The organism is Adhaeribacter swui (assembly GCF_014217805.1).
GTDB lineage: Bacteria > Bacteroidota > Bacteroidia > Cytophagales > Hymenobacteraceae > Adhaeribacter > Adhaeribacter swui.
The window spans coordinates 1,292,584-1,314,357 of record NZ_CP055156.1 but is presented as its reverse complement, the minus strand read 5'-3'; the positions used below and the strand labels follow the sequence as shown (position 1 = coordinate 1,314,357).

At 41.8% G+C, this 21,774-nt stretch carries 15 protein-coding genes; 9 read left to right on the top strand and 6 right to left on the bottom strand.

What is annotated here, in order from left to right:
- Positions 1–10 precede the first annotated feature (10 nt).
- A complete protein-coding gene (locus HUW51_RS06350) occupies positions 11–289 on the top strand; it encodes a DUF427 domain-containing protein (protein ID WP_185273148.1) in 279 nt (92 codons plus the stop codon).
- A gap of 563 nt (positions 290–852) precedes the next feature.
- Here HUW51_RS06350 and HUW51_RS24840 read toward each other — a convergent pair.
- Both HUW51_RS24840 and HUW51_RS06340 read right to left on the bottom strand, forming a co-directional pair.
- The gene (locus tag HUW51_RS24840; protein ID WP_185273147.1) at positions 853–2,445 is read right to left on the bottom strand and encodes an OmpA family protein; all 1,593 of its coding nucleotides are present in this window, start codon (positions 2,443–2,445) and stop codon (positions 853–855) included.
- 701 nt (positions 2,446–3,146) lie between these two features.
- A complete protein-coding gene (locus HUW51_RS06340) occupies positions 3,147–4,439 on the bottom strand; it encodes an aminopeptidase P N-terminal domain-containing protein (RefSeq protein WP_185273146.1) in 1,293 nt (430 codons plus the stop codon).
- Positions 4,440–4,617: 178 nt separating this feature from the next.
- On the opposite strand from HUW51_RS06340, the gene HUW51_RS06335 reads away from it, so the two are divergent.
- The 3 genes from HUW51_RS06335 to HUW51_RS06325 all read left to right on the top strand — a co-directional run bounded on the left by HUW51_RS06335 (position 4,618) and on the right by HUW51_RS06325 (position 7,894).
- Positions 4,618–5,751 (top strand): glycosyltransferase family 4 protein, encoded by a 1,134-nt coding sequence (locus tag HUW51_RS06335; protein ID WP_185273145.1) that lies wholly within the window; start codon positions 4,618–4,620, stop codon positions 5,749–5,751.
- A 57-nt stretch (positions 5,752–5,808) separates the two neighbouring features.
- Positions 5,809–7,044, top strand: a complete 1,236-nt coding sequence (locus tag HUW51_RS06330) for a M16 family metallopeptidase (RefSeq protein WP_185273144.1) — start codon at positions 5,809–5,811, stop codon at positions 7,042–7,044.
- A 205-nt stretch (positions 7,045–7,249) separates the two neighbouring features.
- The gene (locus tag HUW51_RS06325; protein ID WP_185273143.1) at positions 7,250–7,894 is read left to right on the top strand and encodes an O-methyltransferase; all 645 of its coding nucleotides are present in this window, start codon (positions 7,250–7,252) and stop codon (positions 7,892–7,894) included.
- Between the two features lie 40 nt (positions 7,895–7,934).
- Here the strand turns inward: HUW51_RS06325 and HUW51_RS06320 are convergent, their stop codons facing one another.
- On the bottom strand, positions 7,935–8,612 hold the full coding sequence (locus HUW51_RS06320) for a hypothetical protein (RefSeq protein ID WP_185273142.1): 678 nt from the start codon (positions 8,610–8,612) through the stop codon (positions 7,935–7,937).
- A gap of 302 nt (positions 8,613–8,914) precedes the next feature.
- Positions 8,915–9,526: a c-type cytochrome gene (locus HUW51_RS06315; protein ID WP_228466942.1), complete on the bottom strand. Its 612-nt coding sequence runs from the start codon at positions 9,524–9,526 to the stop codon at positions 8,915–8,917.
- Positions 9,527–9,904: 378 nt separating this feature from the next.
- Between HUW51_RS06315 and HUW51_RS06310 the strand changes: the two genes are divergently transcribed.
- The 4 genes from HUW51_RS06310 to ppnP all read left to right on the top strand — a co-directional run bounded on the left by HUW51_RS06310 (position 9,905) and on the right by ppnP (position 14,442).
- Positions 9,905–11,269, top strand: coding sequence for an MBL fold metallo-hydrolase RNA specificity domain-containing protein (locus HUW51_RS06310; RefSeq protein ID WP_185273141.1), 1,365 nt, complete (start codon positions 9,905–9,907; stop codon positions 11,267–11,269).
- Between the two features lie 151 nt (positions 11,270–11,420).
- Positions 11,421–12,254: a DUF481 domain-containing protein gene (locus tag HUW51_RS06305; RefSeq protein WP_185273140.1), complete on the top strand. Its 834-nt coding sequence runs from the start codon at positions 11,421–11,423 to the stop codon at positions 12,252–12,254.
- A 208-nt stretch (positions 12,255–12,462) separates the two neighbouring features.
- Positions 12,463–14,127: a M1 family metallopeptidase gene (locus HUW51_RS06300; RefSeq protein ID WP_185273139.1), complete on the top strand. Its 1,665-nt coding sequence runs from the start codon at positions 12,463–12,465 to the stop codon at positions 14,125–14,127.
- A 33-nt stretch (positions 14,128–14,160) separates the two neighbouring features.
- Positions 14,161–14,442, top strand: a complete 282-nt coding sequence (gene ppnP, locus HUW51_RS06295) for a pyrimidine/purine nucleoside phosphorylase (RefSeq protein WP_185273138.1) — start codon at positions 14,161–14,163, stop codon at positions 14,440–14,442.
- 354 nt (positions 14,443–14,796) lie between these two features.
- On the opposite strand, the gene HUW51_RS06290 is transcribed toward ppnP, so the two are convergent.
- A complete protein-coding gene (locus tag HUW51_RS06290) occupies positions 14,797–15,981 on the bottom strand; it encodes a glycosyltransferase family 2 protein (protein ID WP_185273137.1) in 1,185 nt (394 codons plus the stop codon).
- Positions 15,982–16,469: 488 nt separating this feature from the next.
- Here HUW51_RS06290 and HUW51_RS06285 point away from each other — a divergent pair, with 488 nt between their 5' ends.
- Positions 16,470–19,973, top strand: coding sequence for a PA14 domain-containing protein (locus HUW51_RS06285; RefSeq protein WP_185273136.1), 3,504 nt, complete (start codon positions 16,470–16,472; stop codon positions 19,971–19,973).
- Positions 19,974–20,289: 316 nt separating this feature from the next.
- Here the strand turns inward: HUW51_RS06285 and HUW51_RS06280 are convergent, their stop codons facing one another.
- Positions 20,290–21,642 (bottom strand): lipopolysaccharide biosynthesis protein, encoded by a 1,353-nt coding sequence (locus tag HUW51_RS06280; protein WP_185273135.1) that lies wholly within the window; start codon positions 21,640–21,642, stop codon positions 20,290–20,292.
- Between the last annotated feature and the right edge of the window lie 132 nt (positions 21,643–21,774).

Sequence of the window (21,774 nt, the reverse complement as noted above, 5' to 3'; positions counted from 1 at the left end):
GAACGTAATTATGAAAGCTATTTGGAATAATGAGGTAATTGCGGAAAGTGATGATACTGTAGTTGTTGAAAATAATTATTACTTTCCGTTAGATGCTATTAATAAACAGTTTTTAATACCTTCTGATACGCATACTACCTGCCCTTGGAAGGGGCAAGCCTCTTATTATACCGTGGAGGTAAATGGCCAGCAAAATAAAGATGCTGCCTGGTATTACGCCGATCCCAAACCAGCAGCCGCTAATATTAAAAACCGGCTAGCTTTTTGGAAAGGAGTACAGGTAGCTTAACTAAAGAAGATTATTTATTCTATTAAAATTAAAGAATCCTGCTATCGGACTATAATAGCAGGGTTCTTTAATTTTAATATCTACTACCCAATCACATAAACTAATTGCCATAACAACTGCGGCTTAAATCCGGTAAGTTTCAAATACCGGGTTTGCTTTCCTTTTAGATTGATGCTTGCAAAAGCAGTGTATACTATTTGGGATAACTCACCTAACTATTAAAAGCTGGACTGGCACTATTTCTTAAGCAGGGTTCAGGTTTTATCAACTGCGGATTAGCATTTCCTTACACGGCTTAATTTTTAAAATTTTTGTTTTTGCCACGATAATGCTGGCGTTTGTATGCGCTAGCGAACTTCTTTATTTTATATAGCATGGCCGCTTGCGTAAGATGCCAGGGAAAGAGATAAGTTTTGTAGATTCTTAGTTAATGGCAGTGCCGTTATTTGTTGAGGTAAAGAGGGCAATATAAGACACAAAAAAAAAGGCTGAACTCTGTTCAGCCTTTTTCAATATAATCTGATCTACAAAATGAAGATCATTATCTAATATAAACTACTTTACTATTGACCATTAGGGGTTGTACCTGGGGTAGTAGTGCCACCTGGAGTAGTTCCAGTTCCGCTTGGAGTAGTAGCAGGGTCGTCGATCATTAAATCATCTGTTACAACTAACTGAATTTCGGCACGACGGTTTTGAGCCATTCCTTCCGGAGTATCGTTCGTAGCCATTGGTCTGGATTCACCTAAAGCTTCGGTAGTTACACGAGCTTTCGCTATCCGGCCTTTCGCAGTTAAGTAACGAGATACGGCATCGGCACGACGTTGAGATAATGCCATGTTGTACTCATCGGTACCGCGGGCATCAGCGTGTCCTTCAATTTTAATAGTGAATTCTGGGTTTATCTTCATGAACCGAACGATATCGTCCAGAGTTTTGAAAGATACGCGTTTCAATACGGCTTTGTTAGTTTCGAAACGGATGTAGGTAGTGTCTTTTACCGAACCTCTGTTTTTACCTCTTGGCAGCACTTTGCGTGGGCAACCGCCGTTTTCTGGAGTACCAGCTACAGTTGGGCATCTGTCATCGGCGTCGTTTACACCATCACCATCTGTATCAAGTGGGCAACCTTTGGCATCAACCTGAGTTCCGGCAGGAGTGTTAGGGCACTGATCCTGGGCATCTGCTACACCATCACCATCTGCATCTGGGCAACCATTCAGGGCTGGAGATCCAGGTTGGTCTGGGCATTGGTCTTGCGCATCTGCAACACCATCATTATCGCGGTCTGGGCAACCATTCAGAGCAGCAACACCGGCTACATCTGGGCAGTTATCCTGGTAATCAGGTACACCGTCTTTATCGGTATCAACAGGGCAACCATTCTCGTCTACTTTTACCCCGGTTGGTGTATCCGGACATTTATCTTTTCTGTCTGGCACACCATCGCCATCAGCATCTTTGGCTTTACCTAAGCTAAAAGTTAAACCGGCGGTGTGTTGTAAAAAGCGGTCGTGTAAATCAGCATTTTGGCCTCTAAAGCCATCTAATTGGTCCGTAAATAAGTATAACTGGCCGGTTTGTAGCGTTAAGGCTACGGTTTCGCTGAAGCGGATATTAAGTCCAACAGCTCCCATAACCAGGTCATTGGCATAAGATCCGTCGTTAATGTAGCTACCAGTGCTGCTTGGCCAGGTACCATAAGCACCACGGCCATTGGTTTTAGCAAAAGCGCCACCGTAACCAGCCATTAAGTAAGGATCAAAGCGAGCGCCTTCTTTAAATAAAGAACCAATTTTTAATTTAAAGGCACCAACTACAGTAGTCATATTACCATCGAAGTAGTAATTTAGTGGGCCACCCGCAACGTAAGGGCCACCGCCTAATACGTTGTTGTTGTAATCAATCCGGGAGCGGTTTGCTTGAACGGAGAAGTCCAGAGCCCGGTTCAGGTAACGCGAAAGGGTTAAACCATAACCTGTTCTTCCTTCTTTCCAATCGTAGAATTCAGAGCCAATATCGCCGCGGTATTGAACCACGTTGGCATGGGCACCGATTGCCCATTTTTTGTCTGCTGTTTGCGCATTAGTAGTAGTAGCTATCAAACCGCAAAGGCCTAATGCTACCGCTCCTGCTCGTTTAAAAATTTGTTTCATAGTGTTATTTTAAGTGTAGTGTAATATTAGATTTTGAATATATACCTGTTTAGTGAAAAAATGTTGCCTATTCTACGGTTTTTTCAATAATTTTTTAAATTGGTATAACCTGGTATGCCGGTGTATGTTGTTGCAAGTCAAAGGGTAGTGTTTGTTTTTGCCTCATTTTTAAAATAATTAATAACTCGGTTTATTGCTATCATTACTTTATTTCGGTGTAAATAGTTTTACGTCACCAGCATCTATTTACAAATATTCTTTCGCCCCGAAGAATATCGTTTGGGCTGCAAAAATAGTACTAATTCTAAAAATTAAAAGGCGTTGGTAGTTTCGCCAACCGCCTTAGTACCTGTAAAACCGGTTTTTTAAAGTCTCAGCTATTTATAAATCAATGTTTTAGTTGCTTTAAAAAATAGCTCAAATTATTCTCAGAAAAATTTTCCCGGGAATAAAAACCGGTACTAAATTGTATCTAAAAGAACAAACCGGAAAGATTAATTGCTTACGGCACTAAAAATGGGAAGCCGCTGCTTCTACTTTCTGGTAATTTGCTCCTAAGCATAAATCATGCCTTTTTACTCTTAAAAACTAATAATTTATAGCCCGGCTGAAACTTTATAAATTTTAGTTTTAAAATAAAAAAGCCTTCTTGTTGTAGTAAGAAGGCTTTTTTACGCGATAATTCAGCTACGGTTGTTATGCTAAGCAGATTGCATAATCCGTTCAATGTCTTCTGGTTGCAGGGGAATGTTCGCCATCAAATCCTGCGGCCCATTACGGGTAATTAAGATATCGTTCTCAAGACGGATACCCAAGCCTTCTTCGCGAATGTAAATGCCCGGCTCGCAGGTAAACACCATGCCCGGCTCAAAAGTGCGGTATTTATTTCCCACATCGTGCACATCTAAGCCTAAGAAGTGTGAGGTGCCGTGCATAAAATATTTTTTATACAAAGGCTGTTGCGGGTCCTGGTTGCGTACGTCGGTTTCGTTTAATAAATCCAGCTTTATAAGCTCGTTTTCCATTACGGTACCCACAAAAGAATGATATTGGTCCAGGGTATTGCCCGGAACCAGCATTTTACGAGCCGCCTCTAATACGTTTAAAACACCCTGGTACACCTCGCGCTGGCGCTTGGTAAAAGTGCCGTTTACCGGCACGCTGCGGGTTAAGTCGGCGGCGTAGTTGGCATACTCGGCCCCAAAATCCATCAGAATAACGTCGCCGTCTTTACATTCCTGGTTGTTATCTACGTAATGCAAAATACAAGCATTGGCACCGGAGGCAATTATAGAACCATAAGCCGGACCCCGGGAACGGTTGCGCAGAAACTCGTGCGCAATTTCGGCTTCAATTTCGTACTCCATTACGCCAGGCTTAATAAAATGGAGTAAGCGCAGAAAAGCTTTTTCGGTAATTGCGCAAGCTTTCCGGATTAACTCAATCTCAATTTCGGATTTAATGGCCCGCAAATTATGCATGATGGGGGCGCTCCGGTGGTACTGGTGCAAAGGGTATTTTTCTTTACACCATTTTATAAACCGGGCATCGCGGGTTTCTACTTCTACCACGGCGCGGGTGTGCTCGTTGGTGTTCAGGTAAACGTTTTCGACTTCGGCCATTAAGGTGTTAAAAACCTGCTTAAATTCCGAAAGCCAGTAAATGGTTTTTATGCCGGATACCTGCTGCGCTTGTTCTTTGGTAAGTTTGTAGCCTTCCCAGGTTAAAATTAAATCGTTGGTTTCCCGGATAAAAAGTACTTCGCGGTGGCGTACATCGCGCGTATCCGGGAACAATAGCAATATACTTTCTTCCTGGTCGATGCCGCTCAGGTAAAACAAATCGTTGTTTTGCCGGAAAGCCATGGTGCCATCGGCGTTGGTGGGCATTACGTCGTTGGAGTGAAAAACCGCCAAAGAACATTTTTGCAGGTGCTTGGCAAAGCTGGCCCGGTTATGAATAAATAATTCTGAGTTAATCCGTTCGTATTTCATAATAAACTATCAAAAGGTTGGGGTGCCTTATTGCTTTATGAGGGAGTAAAGATACCGCTTTTTTTATAAACTCCCGGAAAAGCCTGGCTGGTGCTCCGTTGCTTTAACCCAGGCATATTTAAAAATAGAAAAGAAATAAAGTCGGGTTTATTACCTTTGCGGGTTCTAAATTTAAAAAATGCAGATAGGATTTGATGCAAAAAGGGCTTTTACCAATACTTCGGGCTTAGGCAACTACAGCCGGTTTGTATTGGCCGCCCTGCTGGAGCAATTTCCGCAGAATAAATACTTTCTTTATACCACGCGCCAAAACGAAATTTTTAAAAATTTTGTGCCAGCTAACCCGCAGGTGCAAGTGGTAGAGCCTGCCGGCTTTTACCGTTTACTGCCGGATGTGTGGCGTTTGGGTGGTTTGGCAAGTTCCGTTAAAAATTTAAAACTGGATATTTTTCATGGGTTAAGCAACGAGCTGCCTTTTTTCTTAAACCAAACCAAAGTTCGCCAGGTAGTTACCATTCACGATTTAATTTATCTGCGCTTTCCGGAGTTATATAAAACCCACGACCGGATTATCTATAATGCCAAGTTTAAAGCTGCTTGCCAGGCCGCCGATAAAATTATAGCCATTAGTCGCCAAACCCAGCAAGATTTAATGCAGTTTTATGGCATAGCGCCGGAAAAAACCGAAGTGATTTATCAGGATTGTAACCCGATTTTTCATTACCGGGCCGAGCCTGCTGTTCTACAAACCGTAAAAGAAAAATACCGCTTACCCGATCATTTTTTGTTGAGCGTAGGCACCTTGGAACGGCGCAAAAACCATTTGCATTTTTTAAAATCCTGGCTAAAATCCGACTTAACCGATACCCACGATGTGGTGCTTATTGGGAAAAAACTGCCGTATACCACGCAAATAGAACGTTTTATTCAGGAAAATAACCTCACCAGCAAAGTACACATTCTGCCGTACATACCCTTTCCGGAACTGCCGGCTATTTACCAGTTGGCGCAGGTTTTTGTGTACCCCTCGTTGTTCGAAGGGTTTGGCATTCCGATACTGGAAGGTTTAAACAGCGGCGTGCCCGTGGTTACGTCTACGGGTTCTTGTTTTGCCGAGGCCGGCGGGAAGGCCGCTTTGTACGCCGACCCGGCTGATATAACTGAGTTAGCGACCCAACTAGTTGTCGCCAGTACCAACCAGCTTGTGCGCAACCGCATGATACAAGCCGGTTACGAGCAAGCTAAAAAGTTCCGGGCCGAACGCACCATTCCGCAAATAAACCAGGTATACGAAACCTTAATGGGCAAGTAAAACCCTGCTGGATACCGCAAATTTTCGTACCTTTGCGGTCCGAAATACTTACATTGAATGCCTGATTATCATATTCATACTTTACCTAACGGTATCCGGGTGCTGCACAAGCAGGTAACCCATACCAAAATTGCGCATTGCGGCTTTATCCTGGACATCGGGAGCCGCGATGAAAACCCCGACCAGCAAGGGCTAGCCCATTTTTGGGAACACATGGCGTTTAAAGGAACTACTAAACGCAAATCATTTCATATCTTAAATCGCCTCGAAACGGTGGGCGGTGAGTTAAATGCCTATACTACTAAAGAAAAACTGTGCTTTTACGCTTCCCTGCTGGAGAGCCACTTCGAGAAAGCTTTTGATTTATTAACCGATATTACTTTTAACTCGGTTTTCCCGAAGAAAGAAATCGAGAAAGAACGCGGCGTAATTCTGGAAGAAATGGCCATGTACCTCGATACGCCCGAAGACGCCATTATTGATGAATTTGATAATGTGGTGTTCGGAAATCATCCTTTGGGCAATAACATTTTGGGAACCAAAGAAAGTGTATCGAGTTTTACCAAGCCCAGCTTTCAGGAATTTATCGATCAGAATTTAAGTACCAGCGCTTTGGTGTTTTGTTCGGTGAGTAACTGGCCTTTCGAAAAAGTTTTAAAACTGGCCAAGAAATACTTATCGGATATTCCGCAGATTGAAAAGCAACGCGTGCGTCAGCCTTTTACGGGCTACCAACCTCAGGTAATTACCCAGGAAAAACCCATTACCCAGGCGCATTGCGTAATTGGTTGCCCGGCTTACTCGCTGCACGACGAGCGGCGGATTACTTTTTTTATGCTTTCTAACTTGCTTGGCGGGCCCGGCATGAACTCCCGGTTAAACTTAGCAGTGCGCGAAAAACACGGCCTGGTTTACACCATCGATGCCAACTATGCTACCTACATTGATACCGGCTTGTTCGGGATTTACTTTGGTACCGAGAAAAACCAATTAAAACGGACTACCGGCTTAGTGCTGAAAGAATTAAAAAAACTACGCGAAAAACCGCTGGGATCTTTGCAATTACACACCACCAAAGAACAGCTGATGGGGCAACTGGCCATGGCCGAAGAAAGCAACATGGGCTTAATGATGATGATGGGCAAGAGCATCCTGGACCAGAACAAAGTAGACAGCCTGAACGAAATTTTCGACCAGATCCAGAAAATAAAAGCCAGCGAACTAACCGATATTGCCAACGAAATCCTGCGCGAAGAAAACCTGAGCATTTTAAATTACGTGCCGGCAAAGTAGGCCATAAGTATTAGGTAACAGGTAGTCAGTACCAAGAATCAATAAATTTAAAAATTGCTTGATGTGGGCTACCTGCTGCCTGAATTTTTTAGTGTAAGGTTTAAAATTGCTTCCAGTGATTTATACTTACTGCTTTTAAAAAAATCTTACTACTTACTACTTACTACTTACTACTTGCTACTTACTACCTGATACTTAATAGAAAATGGACTTTTTACCGCTCGAGCTACAGCAGTACGTGGAAAAGCATACTTCTGCGGAACCGGAAATTTTAAAAAAACTCAATCGCGACACCCACGTGAATGTGATGAAACCGCGTATGCTTTCCGGGCATTTCCAGGGTAGGTTGCTGGCTATGATTTCGCAGATGTTGCGGCCACAATATGTTTTAGAGATTGGTACTTATACCGGTTACTCGGCTATTTGCTTAGCCGAAGGATTAGCGCCAGGCGGTTTGGTGCACACTATTGATGTAAATGTAGAACTGGAAGAAATGGTGCGCCGCTACTTTGCCGAAGCCGGGGTAGCTGATAAAATTAAATACTACTTAGGTCCGGCTTTGGAAATTATCCCCACGTTGCCTTATACCTTTGATTTGGTATTTATTGATGCCGACAAGCTAAATAATGCTAACTACTTTGATTTAGTGCTGGACAAAGTACGGCCGGGCGGTTTTATTTTAACCGATAACGTGTTATGGAGCGGCAAAGTAACCGCAACCAACAACGGCAAAATTGATAAGGATACGCAATCGGTGCTGGATTTTAACCGCAAAGTACAGGAAGACTCCCGGGTAGAAAACATTTTGCTGCCTATCCGGGATGGCCTGTTAATTGCCCGTAAAATTTAAAATTTTTAAAAATTTTAAATTTTACAAACCCAGGTAAATCCTACATCGAAACCTGTTTGCGGAGAGCGGCGATTTCCTGGTTTAACTCGGCTACGCGGTTAGCTTCGGTTTGCAGGTCGCGTTTTATTTTTAATTCGCGTTCGCGGGCACTTTGCTTATGTACCGTAAATTCCTGACTTACTTCTTCATAAGCTTTAATTTTTTCGTCGGTAATAATTTTACTCTTTTTGTACAGATAAGAAAATACCGCGGCTACAACCAGCAGGCCAATAATTATAATCCAGCTAATAACTACGTAAACCTGCTTATTTATATCTAGGCCCAGCACCGACAGGCTGTTTACATCGTGGGTCGATTGTTTAATTTGCTGTTCTTTCTGGGCGTTGGCTTCTTTTAAGCTTTGCAGTTCGGCTTTTTGACTGGCTAAGTCCTGACGGGCTTCGGCCAATGCTTTCTCGGTAGCCCGGCCCGCTTTCCGGATATTTTGTTCCCGGGCTTTCAGGCTGTCCTGCACATTTTGCCAGAAAGCATCGAGCCGCCTTACCTGTATTACTTTATAATCCTGGTTGTACTCCCGGTAAGAAGATGATCGGCTTTTTAAAGCGTTAAATTGGTATTTCAGTTCGTTAGAGGGGGATTTAGCCGGCGCCACAGGTTGCGCTTGCAGGCCTGTAAGTAACAGAAAAACAGATACGATCAAAAGAGCGATTACCTTCATAAGCCATTATTAAAGTTCAACAATTTTACCTCGACGAATATAAAAGTAGTGAATTTTTACGCATCCAAAAGTTAAATCTGCTCTATTTTCTCAGGAACCTTTGGTTGTTATTGCTTTCTGCCAGAAAACCTGCGGGTTAATTTTTAAATTTTATTTAAAGCTCTTAGCAAATGGTTCTTACCGGCCGTTACAGTAAAAGGCAAGGCCAATTTTTTAAATTTTTGCAAATACCGGCAAATAAAAAGGGTTCCCCGTTATTTTAACTAACGAGGAACCCTTTTACTTATTACCGCTAATAAAGCTTAGCGCAACGATAAAATATACTGCGCCATTTCTTTCGCGTCGCTCTGCGATAAGGTAGGGTGCGGGCTCATGGGAACCTCGCCCCAGGCGCCGGCGCCGCCTTTAATAATTTTGTTGGCTAGATAGTTAATGTTTTTAGAGTTAGATTCGTATTTCTTAGCTACGTCCTGGTAGGCGGGCCCTACTAATTTCTGGTCTACTTTATGGCAAGCCAGGCAGTCGGATTTAGCAATAAGGCCTTTGCCTTTTTCAAAATTACCGGCAGGTTTAGCCGCATCGGCAGGTTTTTGTTCGGTAGAAGCGGCGCCGGCGGTTTTAGCCGGGCTACTGGCCTGCGACTTATCGGCCTGGGCCGAGGGCGCTTCGGAAGCGGCCGAATGCGTGCTGGCGTTAGCGCCTACTTGCTCGTTGTTGGTATCGGTGCCATTGGCAGTAGCCGTTTGCGATTGAGCAACACCTTGTCTCTTCTGATTCTCTTCGTACGCACTATCGGATTTAGCGCGGTAATCAGCATCGTAATACTCTTCGCCCGGCTGCTTCTGGGCACCACCGCAACTGGTTAAAAAAGCAAAACTAAGGGCGGCAAAAAAAATACTTGATTTGTTCATCATTACAGAAATAAGATCGTTCAAATTATTTTAAACTACGTTTTTTAAAAATTTTTATTTGGGGCGGCAAGATTAAACCTTTTCCGGGTATTATCAATAATATAACTCAAAATACCTGGCCCATTTTCAGGTACGTACTAAGCGTAGTTCCTGTTACTTCCCGCAAAACTAGCCACTGCAACCGCATTACCCAAATGTGTTTTTAATTAAAAATTTAAAAAATCAGCAATTCCCGGGAGCGCAAGAACCGACAGTTTATCTGCCGTTATTTATTTTTAAAAAAATTAAGCGGCTCATATTCTGCACGCTCCAAAACGCCCACAACTACCTTTTAATCTGCGCGTAGAATTTGCCGTTCCTTTACATTTACTTCTCACAACCATGACTATATCTTTTTACGGCGCCGCTCAAACCGTTACGGGCAGCAAACATTTAGTTACGCTTGAAAATGGCAAGCGTATTTTGCTCGATTGCGGCCTGCTGCAAGGCAAAGGCGAAAAAAACGACGAATACAACCGGGAGTTTGATTTTGAACCCGAAAACATAAATTACTTAATTTTATCGCACGCTCACATCGACCACTCGGGCTTAATTCCGCGCTTGGTTAAAATGGGTTTTAACGGGCCAATTTTTTGTACGCCACCAACCTTAGAACTCTGCGAACTCTTGCTCCGCGATAGCGCCCGCATTCAGCAAAGTAATAACTCCACCGAGCCACTGTACGAAGAAGCCGACGTAGAAAATGCCTTGCAGCTTTTCCAAACCGTACCTTACGACGAGACTTTCCGCATCGACGAAGACATTGAACTGCTTTTTACCGATACCGGCCACGTGCTGGGAAGCGCCGCCATAAATTTAAAATTACAGGACCAAGGCCAGGAGCGCACGCTTTGCTTTAGCGGCGACATAGGTCGTTTTGCCAACCGCATTTTAAAAGAACCACAGCCTTTTCCGGCTGCCGAAATAATTTTGTGCGAATCTACGTACGGCGACAAAGTACACGATACCCTGGAAAATACTGAAGAACGTTTAGAACAGATTGTACAGAAAGTATGCGTAGAGCGGAGCGGCAAACTGCTGATTCCGGCATTTAGTATTGGCCGTACTCAGGAGCTTATTTATTCTTTAAATTACTTGGCCGAAGAAGGCCGGTTGCCCGAAGATGTAAAAGTGTTTGTAGATAGCCCGTTGTCGGTTTACGCTACCGATATTTTGCGGAGCCACCCGGAGTATTTTAACGAGACCATGCAGGAATATTTGAAATTTGACTCCGACCCGTTTGGTTTTCCGCAATTGCATTACATCACCGAAGCCGAAGATTCTAGAGAGCTTAATAACCTGGATCAACCTTGTGTTATAATTTCGTCGTCGGGCATGATGGAAGCCGGCCGCATCCAGCACCACCTGAAAAATAATTTAGCCGATCCCAACAGCGCCGTGCTTATTACGGGTTACTGCGAACCCTCTACTTTGGGTGGCCAATTGCTAAACGGCGCCGAAACCGTGCGCATCTTCGGCGAAGAAGTAGCGGTAAATGCCGAAATACTGGTAATGAAAGAATACAGCGCCCACGGCGATTACGGCGATATTGCCAAGTTTTTGATGTGTCAGGATAAAGAAAAAATTAAAAAAATATTTTTAGTGCACGGCGAAAAACGTGTGATGGAGCAGCTTAAAGCCGATTTAACTGAATTTGGTTACTCCAACATTGAGATTCCGGATTTTCGGCTATCGTATGTGGTGTAGCTAAGTGGTTTTTAAATCTTTGTTGGTATAGGTGGCTGCATAGCTTTATTTCTGAGTGAAGTTGTTTTATTGTGGAGGTAATTGTTCTTTTTGTCAATACTAATACTATGGTGCGGATTTACTTTCGTGATTTGCAATAATAGAATACGGCATGCGCACATTTTTTAAAATTTTATCTTTTTCCGTCTGCTTGTTGGTACTGGCAAAAGCACCGGTTTTTGCCCAAATCGTTAATATCGAAGATGGGCGCATGAGCCACGACTCTACCAACCGTTTTGCGGGTAAAGCAGGTGTCAGTTTCTCCATTTACAACCAAAATGCCGGCAAAGACCGCCCGAATAATTACCTGCAATTTACTTTTAACGGCGATGCTACGTACCAATCTAAGCTTCATACTTATTTACTGATTAACTACTTTAATTACCTGCTGGTAAATTACGATACCAAAAGCCAGCGCAATACAGTAGCACAGCAAGGTTACTCGCACGGGCGGGTAAACTGGTTTCAGGCGCGCCGGCTTTCTTACGAGTTGTTCGCGCAAATCCAGAGCGATAAAGCCCGTGGTTTAAATTTACGCACTTTAGGTGGTGGTTATCTGCGGTTTCGGTTAATGAAGCAGGCCGATAAAAAAATTAACGTGTACCTGGGCACCGGCTTGATGCAAGAGCACGAAGAATGGCAAAATCCGGAAGAGTTCGACCGTTTACAAACATCCGATTTAGTTAAATCTACCAGTTACGTGAGTGCCCGCCTAAAAGCCCGCGACAATGTAGAAATCAGCGCGATTACATATTACCAGGTAGGTTACAGCCAACTCATTGAACATTTCCGGAACCGGGTAAGTGGCGAAATTAGCTTGGGCGTGAATATAAATAAAGTATTGGCCTTAAAAACTAAGTTTAATTGTACCTACGAAGATCAACCCATTGTGCCGGTAACTAAATTTGTTTATGCCATTGCCAACGGCATCGAGCTAAATTTTTAAAAATTTAAAATTTTCATTAAAGCCTCATTCCCTCTGTACTAAAAAAACTTCTGAAAAAATTAAGCGAGCTAGGCCAGAAGGAACAAAGGTTCCACGGGAAAAAACAGGGAGAATCTGGATCAAAATTTAAAAAATGGGAATTCGCGTATCTACTAACCTGCCAGTACAACCAATAAGTTACTCCGGCAAAACTTGATTATATTGCATCATGAAAGTTGCTGATCTGCTTACCATAACTCGGCGGGGATTTTTTCTGCTGTTGTTTACTCTACTGGCAAACCAAATATGGGCGCAAACCCCGGTATTTACCCGGCAAGATACTTTGCGGGGCTCCATTACGCCCGAGCGGGCCTGGTGGGATTTAACCCATTACCACCTCGATATTCGTGTAGACCCTTCGGCCAAAACTATTCGGGGCGTAAATACTATTTCGTACAAAGTAGTGCAGCCTTATCAAACCATGCAAGTAGATTTGCAGCCGCCATTAAAAATCGAAAAAGTAGAACAGAATGGCAAAGCCCTTTCTTTTCAGCGCGATGGCAATGCTTATTTTCTTACTCTGGCCGAGGCACAAACTCCCGGATCAGCCCAGAAAGTTTCGGTTTTTTATAGTGGTATGCCGCAGGTTAGCAAAAATCCACCCTGGAGCGGGGGCATTACTTGGCAGCAAGATAAGCAAGGCAATCCGTTTGTGGCTACATCGTGCCAGGGCGATGGCGCCAGTTTATGGTGGCCCTGCAAAGACCACATGTATGACGAGCCCGACAGCATGCAGATAAGCGTAACCGTTCCCGAAAAGTTAACCGATGTATCGAACGGGCGGCTCCGGAAAGTAGTGCAGAACAACGATGGTACCCGCACGTTTCACTGGGCGGTTACTAATCCCATTAATAACTACGGAGTAAATATCAACATTGGCGATTACATAAATTTTTCGGAAAAATATAATGGCGAAAAAGGCATTCTGGATTGTAGTTATTACGTGCTGCGCCAGGATTTAGAAAAAGCGAAAAAGCAATTTAAAGAAGTACCCCGCATGTTGCAGGCCTTTGAGCATTGGTTTGGCCCTTATCCGTTTTACGAAGATAGTTACAAGCTGGTACAGGTGCCTTACCTGGGTATGGAACACCAAAGCTCGGTAACTTACGGTAATAAATTTCAGAATGGTTATTTGGGAAAAGATTTAAGCGGCTCTGGCTGGGGTTTAAAGTTTGATTTTATTATTGTGCACGAATCGGGGCACGAGTGGTTTGCCAATAACGTTACCTATAAAGATGTGGCCGACATGTGGATTCACGAAAGTTTTACCGCTTACTCCGAAAACCTGTTCCTGAATTATTATTTCGGCAAAAAGGCTAGCAGCGAATACGTGATTGGTACCCGCAAAAACATTAAAAATGATGTTCCGATTACTGGCTATTACAACGTAAACAACAGCGGTTCCGGCGATATGTATTATAAAGGCGCCAACATGTTGCATACCCTGCGCCAGGTAGTAAACAACGACGAAAAATGGCGCGCCATCCTGCGTGGATTAAACAAAGAGTTTTACCACCAAACTGTAACTTCGGCCCAAATAGAAAATTATTTAAGCCAACAAACCGGCCGCGATTTATCTGCTTTCTTTCAGCAATACTTACGCGATGTACGGATTCCGCAGCTCGAGTACCAGTTCCGGAATAATAAACTTGCTTACCGTTGGGCTAACTGCGTTCCCGGGTTTAACTTGCCGGTAAAAGTTACCATTGATAAAAAAGAAAAATGGCTGGAACCCACTACGACCTGGCAAGAACTGGCCAATATACCGGCAAATGCTACTTTGCAGGTAGTTCCGGATTTTTACGTAACCGCAGCGCGCAGCAGTGGTCAATAAAACGATCTTACATTTTAAATTTTTAAAAAATACATGATTCAAGTAAACGAATATTTTAACGGCGCAGTAAAATCATTGGCTTATCAAACCCCGGCGGGCAAATCTTCGGTGGGCGTTATCAATCCTGGTACTTACGAGTTTGGCACCGCCCAACCCGAAATTATGACGATTACCGAAGGCAGCCTAGAAGTTTTATTACCCGAAACAACTACCTGGCAAACGTACACCGCTGGTCAGGTTTTTAATGTGCCCGGCAATTCCTCTTTCCAGGTGCGCACCGAAGAGCAAACCGCTTATTTGTGCCAGTACCGGTAAGAAATTTTAAAAATAATGCATTAAAGCAAATCAGATTAGGATAGAAATTTTGTTTGATTAATTGCTCTGCCTTCGAAGGATTAGCATTACCAGCGGAACATATAACTGCTAGAAAAGATAAATGCCGGTATGTAATTTAAAAAGCTACATACCGGCATTTATCTTTTTACTGCTTTTATAATCGTACAACTGCTACTTCTAAACCAGTTCTAATAGTGTACTATACTCCAGCAATCACTTAGATTAGTTTGGCTTTTTACTTTAGTGTAAAATCAACAAATTTTAAAATTTTTGATTTCTTAAGGGTGTAACTTTTGGAGCATCAATGGTAAGCATTTAAAATGCTATGAGTTATTAACCTCTTTTGGCTTTTTCCCAAAGTACCGACTGCGAACCTTTTAAAAACCGGGCGAATCCCAAATACACGGCATAGTTCATTATCAGAAAGTAATACGGAACAAAAAATGCTTTTATCTTTAATTTACGGGTTTCACAAATTTTGCCTAACAAAGCGGCCAAATAAAAGAACAATTGCAACACTAACGCCAACTGAAAAAACGGATGATGGCTTACTTCAACTAAAGCAATGTTGCTGATGAGTAATAGTAAAAGAGCAAGCGGAGCCAAAGTCCATCTTAAAACCCGGTGCGATATATACTGAAAACTCAACAAGCCATACTTCGCCAAATTTAACAAGGAACTCAAGCGCACAACCGCTTGAATGCCACCGGCCGCAATTCTTATTTTACGTTTCAATTCTTCGCCTACAGAGGCGGATGGTCCTTCTAAGGCATACGCCTCGGGTTCGTAGCGCACCTTATATCCTTTTTGAGCGATGCGTAAGGTCATGTAAAAATCCTCAATAAGGGTATCGTGGGGTACCGATTCAAAAAGTTTGGTACGGATAGAAAACAGCTCCCCGGCAGCTCCCACTACCGTGTAAAGTTCAGAATCCCATTTTTTTAACGCAGATTCATACTTCCAGTAAATGCCTTCGCCGGCGCCATGGGCGGCATCTTTTTCTTTTACTAAAATCCGTTTTTCCCCAGCAACGGCTCCTACTTTTTCGTCTTGATAATGCCTTACCAATTTTAAAATAGCCTCTTGGTTAAGCATGGTATTCGCATCGGTAAATACAACAATTCCGGTAGTAACGTAAGGCATGGCTCTTTCTACAGCAGCAATTTTCCCTCTTCGTTCCGGTTGGTGTAGTAAGGTAACTTGCGGATATTTTTTTACTAAATTCGGTGTTTGGTCCGAAGAACCATCGGTTACTACGAGCAACTTCAGCTTTTCTGGCGGGTACTGTAAAGCCAGCGTATTTTCAATTTTTTCGGTTATATAATCTTCTTCGTTATAAGCCGCTACTACAACGGTTACGTCCGGTAACATTTCTTCTGAATCAGAAAAATTAGAAGCTGTAGGTTTAAAAATTCTTTTGGCTTTAACTAAACCAAATAATACTAAACCATACCCGAAGTAAGAGTAAAATAATATACCCAGACTTGCCCAGAAACAAATAGTAAAAAATAATAGCATGAACTTAGAAAAATTAAATCGGTTTGCTTTAACTAACTAAAGATAGAGGCAGTAAATTTCTTGTTATGCGATATTGAGCAATATGATTTATTTTATTTTAAAAAGTTATATAGAAATCATGCCAGATTCCAATTAAAGCTCCTTGTTTCAGGCGGAAAACAAAAAATTTAAAAAATTATAACTCCGGTACTTGTAGATTTTGATGGGATTAAGCCTTTTATAATCCTTAATTAGAAAATCAGGATAATTATTATTTAATTATTAATATATTTTGTTTAAATTATATTTAAAATGGACGAACAATAGAGTGCCTAATGCTTAAATTTTAGATTATTTTTATTTTAGTTTAAGAATGTAGCTGTGCTGTTCTTGTAGAGTATAGTTGATTTTAAAAAAGCAGTACCAGTATTTTGTCCCATTATGTAGCCTGAGTAAACACCTGAAATATATGCAATAAGGTTTTAACGAATCTTATTGATGCCTGCCTTATGAAAGTATCTTTTTTTGCCTTTTTATTAGTGTTAGTTAGCTTCCTGAGTTTTGCTCAACAAGAAGAAAGAATTCGATTTACGTCCATTGCTGCTTCCGAAGATACCGGTCTGGATTATTCGCCGTGGTTAGATGATAATCTGCAGCATCTGGTGCAAAGTAGTTGGTTGCCCGCCAATTTAAAATATGTAGATGTAACCCTGAAGCTGGAAGTAAGAAGTAAAATTAAAAAATTGTCTTTCTACGACCACGAAGGCGTATTTACTGCCAAACCCGCCGAAGTGTACGCCCTTAATGGGAAACAAAAAGTGTTTTTGGGCTTATTTACAGGCGAGGCTTATTTAAGTTTTGTAGACTTACTATTAAAAGAACCAACCTGGGCCGATGCTATCATTATTCGCAAATACAGCAATAATATTCCGCAAAAAATAAAAATATTCGGGTTACCTGCTTCAAAGATTCCATCCGTTATTCGCTTTCCGGCTCTTGCTTCCAAAAGGGTAGGCGATGCTCCTTTTGATTTAGTAGCCACGAGCAATAATCCGCGAACTCCGGTGCTATTTACTTCTACTAATCCTGGTGTTGTAGCGGTTTCTAATGTAGGCGGCACCTGGAAAGCTACGGTTCTTGCCCCCGGCGTAGCAAAAATTACTGCCTCTCAAGCTGCAAGTACCAATTACACTGCTGCCCAAAATGTAACCCGCGAGCAGGTGGTACAGCCAGTAGTTACCTCATTGCAAGGTAAAATTCCAATTGATCCCCGCCGCTGGTACCAGTTAAATAATACGAGTAACAGCTTAGTAGAATTGTTTGATGGCAAAACAAATAAAAGGGTTGAAACAGGCTGGGGTAAAATTCTTAGTTCTTATGATTCTTATTATCCTGTTTTGAACGGAGAACAAATAACTATTGAAAGTATTAAGTTTTACGACGGCGAAGGAACAAACAAAGATAATCCAATGACCTTGTCGGTAATTACTAATGATTGGAAACGCCTGCCAATAGCCACTTTCCTGGGTGAAAAATATAACACATGGGTAGGCCCAGACCCGAATAAACCGGCTGATTTTAAATTGAAAGCACCAATAAAAAATATTAAGTATTTGGTTATTACCACTTCCTGGGCTTATCCTACGGAAATAGAAATATATGGTACTTATAAAACAACAGCGGGTGCTATTACGCCAATAACTCTAGCGCCTAAAAAAGAAGTAAAGTTAAAAGATGCATTTGGGGTAAATGCTTTTGAATGGGACTTTTTAGAACCAAATAATCCGGAAAAAATAGATGAAACCAGGATGAAATTGGTAAAAGGTTTTTCGGGAATTCGGCATTACCTGGATTGGGAAAGGCTGGAGTCAAAAGAAGGCAGTTATACTTACAATCCATCGCACAGCGGCGGCTGGAACTATGATGCCATATACGAAAGATGTAAAGCCGAAAAGATAGAAGTTTTAGCTTGTCTAAAGACATTACCCCGTTGGATGATGGCTACTTATCCGGAGCAAGACCGCGACGATGAAAATGTGCCCGTGAAGTATGGTAAAAATTTTTCTGATCCTAAATCGTACCTGGAGCAGGCTAAGGTTGCTTTTCAGTTTGCGGCTCGTTACGGTAGTAACAAAAAGGTTAACCCGGCTTTGTTGAGTGTCGATAAAAAGCAAAGATGGACGGGGGACGGCATTAATACGGTAAAAATTGGTCTGGATTTAATTAAGTATATAGAATGCGATAACGAGCGCGACAAGTGGTGGAAAGGCCGGAAAGCCTACCAAACAGCCCGGGAATATGCGGCTAATTTATCTGCTTTCTACGATGGTCATAAAAATACAATGGGGCCAGGGGTAGGCGTAAAAAATGCCGACCCGAATATGCAAGTGGTAATGGCTGGTTTGGCGCTCCCGAGTATTGATTATGTAAAAGGTATGATTGACTGGTGTAAAGAGTTTAGAGGATATAATCCGGATGGTTCAGTTAATTTATGCTGGGATGTATTGAATTATCATTTATATGCCACCGATACCAAAACATCGCAAGGTGGTAATCCAACCCGGGGAGCCGCCCCAGAAGTTTCGGAAGCCAGTAAAGTGGCGGCAGATTTTGTGCAAATGGCGCACGAGTATGCCCGAGATATGCCCGTTTGGATAACCGAATTGGGATACGATTTTAATCAGGCTAGTCCGTTAAAAGCGGTGAAAGTTGGTAATAAAAGTGTTTTAGCAACCCAAGCTGATTGGATTTTACGATCATCTTTACTTTATGCCCGGTCAGGGGTTGATAAAACGTTCTTCTTTATTCTGTATGATCCTACGGATCCAGCCAACCCGATGCAATTTAGCTCCATGGGCTTAGTAAATAATAATAAAACCCGTCGGCCGGCCGCCGATTATATTTATCAAGTTAAAAAGCAGTTTGGCGAATACATGTATAAAGAAACATTACTGAACGATCCAATTGTAGATCGGTATGAGTTAAACGGGCAATCGGCTTATGCTTTAGTAGTACCGGATGAGATTGGTAGAACCACGGATTATTTTTTAGATATAGGTAAATCTCCGTTTGCTTACTTATATCGGCCCAAAATTGGACAAGATGCCATGGAGAAGCAAAAAGTATATCCGAAGAATGGTAAAGTAGAAATAGCAGTTACCGAAACGCCGGTATTTGTAGTGCCTGAACCTATTAATAATTGTACTGCCACCGGAACCATTCTGAGAGAGCAATGGAATAAGATACCAGGTAAATTAATTGCTGCTATTCCTGCGCAAAATAAGCCTACTAGTTCGGTTCAGTTAAAGGAGTTTGAAAGCCAAAGTAATAGCCAGGATAATTACGGTGCCCGCATTAGAGGTTATATTTGCCCGCCTGTAAGTGGGAATTATACTTTTAGGATTGCCGGCGACGATAGCGGCGAACTTTGGCTCAGTACCGATGATAACCCGGCTAATAAAAAGAAAATTGCTGAATTTAAGAGTTATACAACCTTTCGGCAGTGGGATAAGTTCGCCTCCCAAAAGTCAAAGCCTATTAATTTAGTAGCTGGCCAACGTTATTACGTAGAGGCCTGGCACAAAGAAGCGGCGGGTAAAGATCATATTTCCGTTTCCTGGCAATTACCCAATGGCGTAGTTGAAACACCTATTCCAGGTACCCGCCTGTCACCTTTTTTACCTAGTGGAGTAATAAGTAATAATTCTCAAATAGTAGATTATGGTTCGGATAATTTCCAGCCAGCAGAACAGCCAACTCTATTAATTGCTTATCCTAACCCATTTAAGAAACAGCTAAACATCCAATACAATCCGGAAGAAAGCGGGGAAACTAATTTAGGGTTGTATAATGCCCAAGGTAAGCTGGTACGGCAATTATTTACCGGAAAAACCGAAGCAGGCGTTATCAAACATTTAACTTTAAATGCAGAAGGAATGGCTCCCGGAATTTACATTGTTCTGTTAAATACCGGTGCTAAAGTATTAACTCAAAAAGTTATACTAAATAAGTAACCTAATAATAAGGGGACTTATAATTACTAAATAACGTGAGTTCGAGATAAGTACTCATTACACTTTCGCTATGGCGCGGAAGTTACTTCCGTGACTTGTTTTAGGTAAGTGTCGGTTTTATTCTTTCCATTTAAGTCATCCTGGAAGAATTCAAAGAACTCCAGAAGAATTTAACCATTAGATCCTTCTAAGTTCTTTGAATTCTGCAGGGTGACGTAGATAAGGCTGAATGGCTTATCTCGAACTCACGTAAAATAATTATTTTTTAAAAAAGGTGTACCGCATGTATTCTGATTGGTATGGTACACCTTCCTGATTAATGATTTTGGAAAGTTTCTTGTTTTTTAAACAGCGTAAACCGGATTAATGCCTTTATCTCATTAAATCCTACCTGATAAGCATCCCAGAAATTAAAACTCATATAATGCTTTTGCATAGCTTTATAGCCAACAATAACGGCAAAAAGCGTGGGGAATAAAGTAGCTATGGTAATTCCATAAACATTACCGAAGATAAAAATTCCTACAAAATCGGTTACCAGGTTAATCACCAACATTACTAAAACTTTCTGGAAATTAATGTTTGGCTTATTGATTACATCTAAACCAATCGCAAAGAATCTATCGGCTGGGAAAAGTAAAGCAAAGGTCATGAACAAACGGAACACATTGGCGGCTTCGGTTCCCATGTATTTTCCGCCGCCAATCAGACTAATAGCTAAATCCGAGAAAGCGAATGCACCTAATAATACTGGAATTAAAGACAAAGTAATCATGCCAATATACTTTTGCATAATATAGATTACTTCTGTTTTCTCGCCCCGGTTGTAGGCCGCCGACATCGATGGCATGGCAGTAGCAACAAAGCTGCGCAATGGTATTTCTACAATTTCCATTAATCGTTGCCCCAAACTATAAATTGCCAGAGCGGCTGGCCCTAATAAGAAATTTATAATAAAAGTATCGGTAATTTTAAATAAGCTGGAGCTGATAAAAGTACCTACTGTGAATTTGCCAAAATGGACAATTTCTTTTACGCAGGCGGTGCTGCTTTTAGAGAAGAATTGGATTTTGGTCCAACCGGCAAACAAAGCAATTAAGCTGGCCGATAAAATAGCTAATAAATTAGCGTAAACTATGTTTTGCAGGGTCGCCTGATTTATTAAAAATAAAACCAACAAGAAAAGTAAAAACAAGCCATTGTTCGAAACCCGAAGGTAAAGGAGCCGGTCGAAGCGCAATTCGCCTTGTGCCACGCAAATAGCTACTAAGCTGGGTAAACTAAATATTAAGTTTAGCGCTAAGTATTTTATAAAAAGTACAATGGCTTTATCCTGAACATAGCCAATTAAGAAAAATAGGGGAATGTTTAACAGAATAAAGAAACCCGAAATTGTTACGGCAATAGACCAGGTAGAGCCTATTACTTCTTCGGCGCGGGCTTTGGCGGCACCCGCGTAAAATTTTATAAAAGCCGTATTTAAAATTCCGTGCCGGAAAGTATCAATAAACAGCGTTGCGGTCTGGTAAAAAATCCAAATTCCATTATCTGCAATTGGCAAAGAACGGTAGAGCAAGGCTACAGTAACCATGTTTATTACCGACATACTGCCATTGCCCAGCAACGATAAAAAGTGCATGTTGCCGAATTTTTTAAGAATACCTTGCATAAAAGTTGATGAATAAGGAAGTAGCGGGTAGCGTGGTAATTGGATTATTACTTTTTTAATTTTTAAAAATTGGCTTACTCTTTTATGGGAATTTTAAAAAAAAAGCACCTTTTTGAGTTTATACCAAATTGC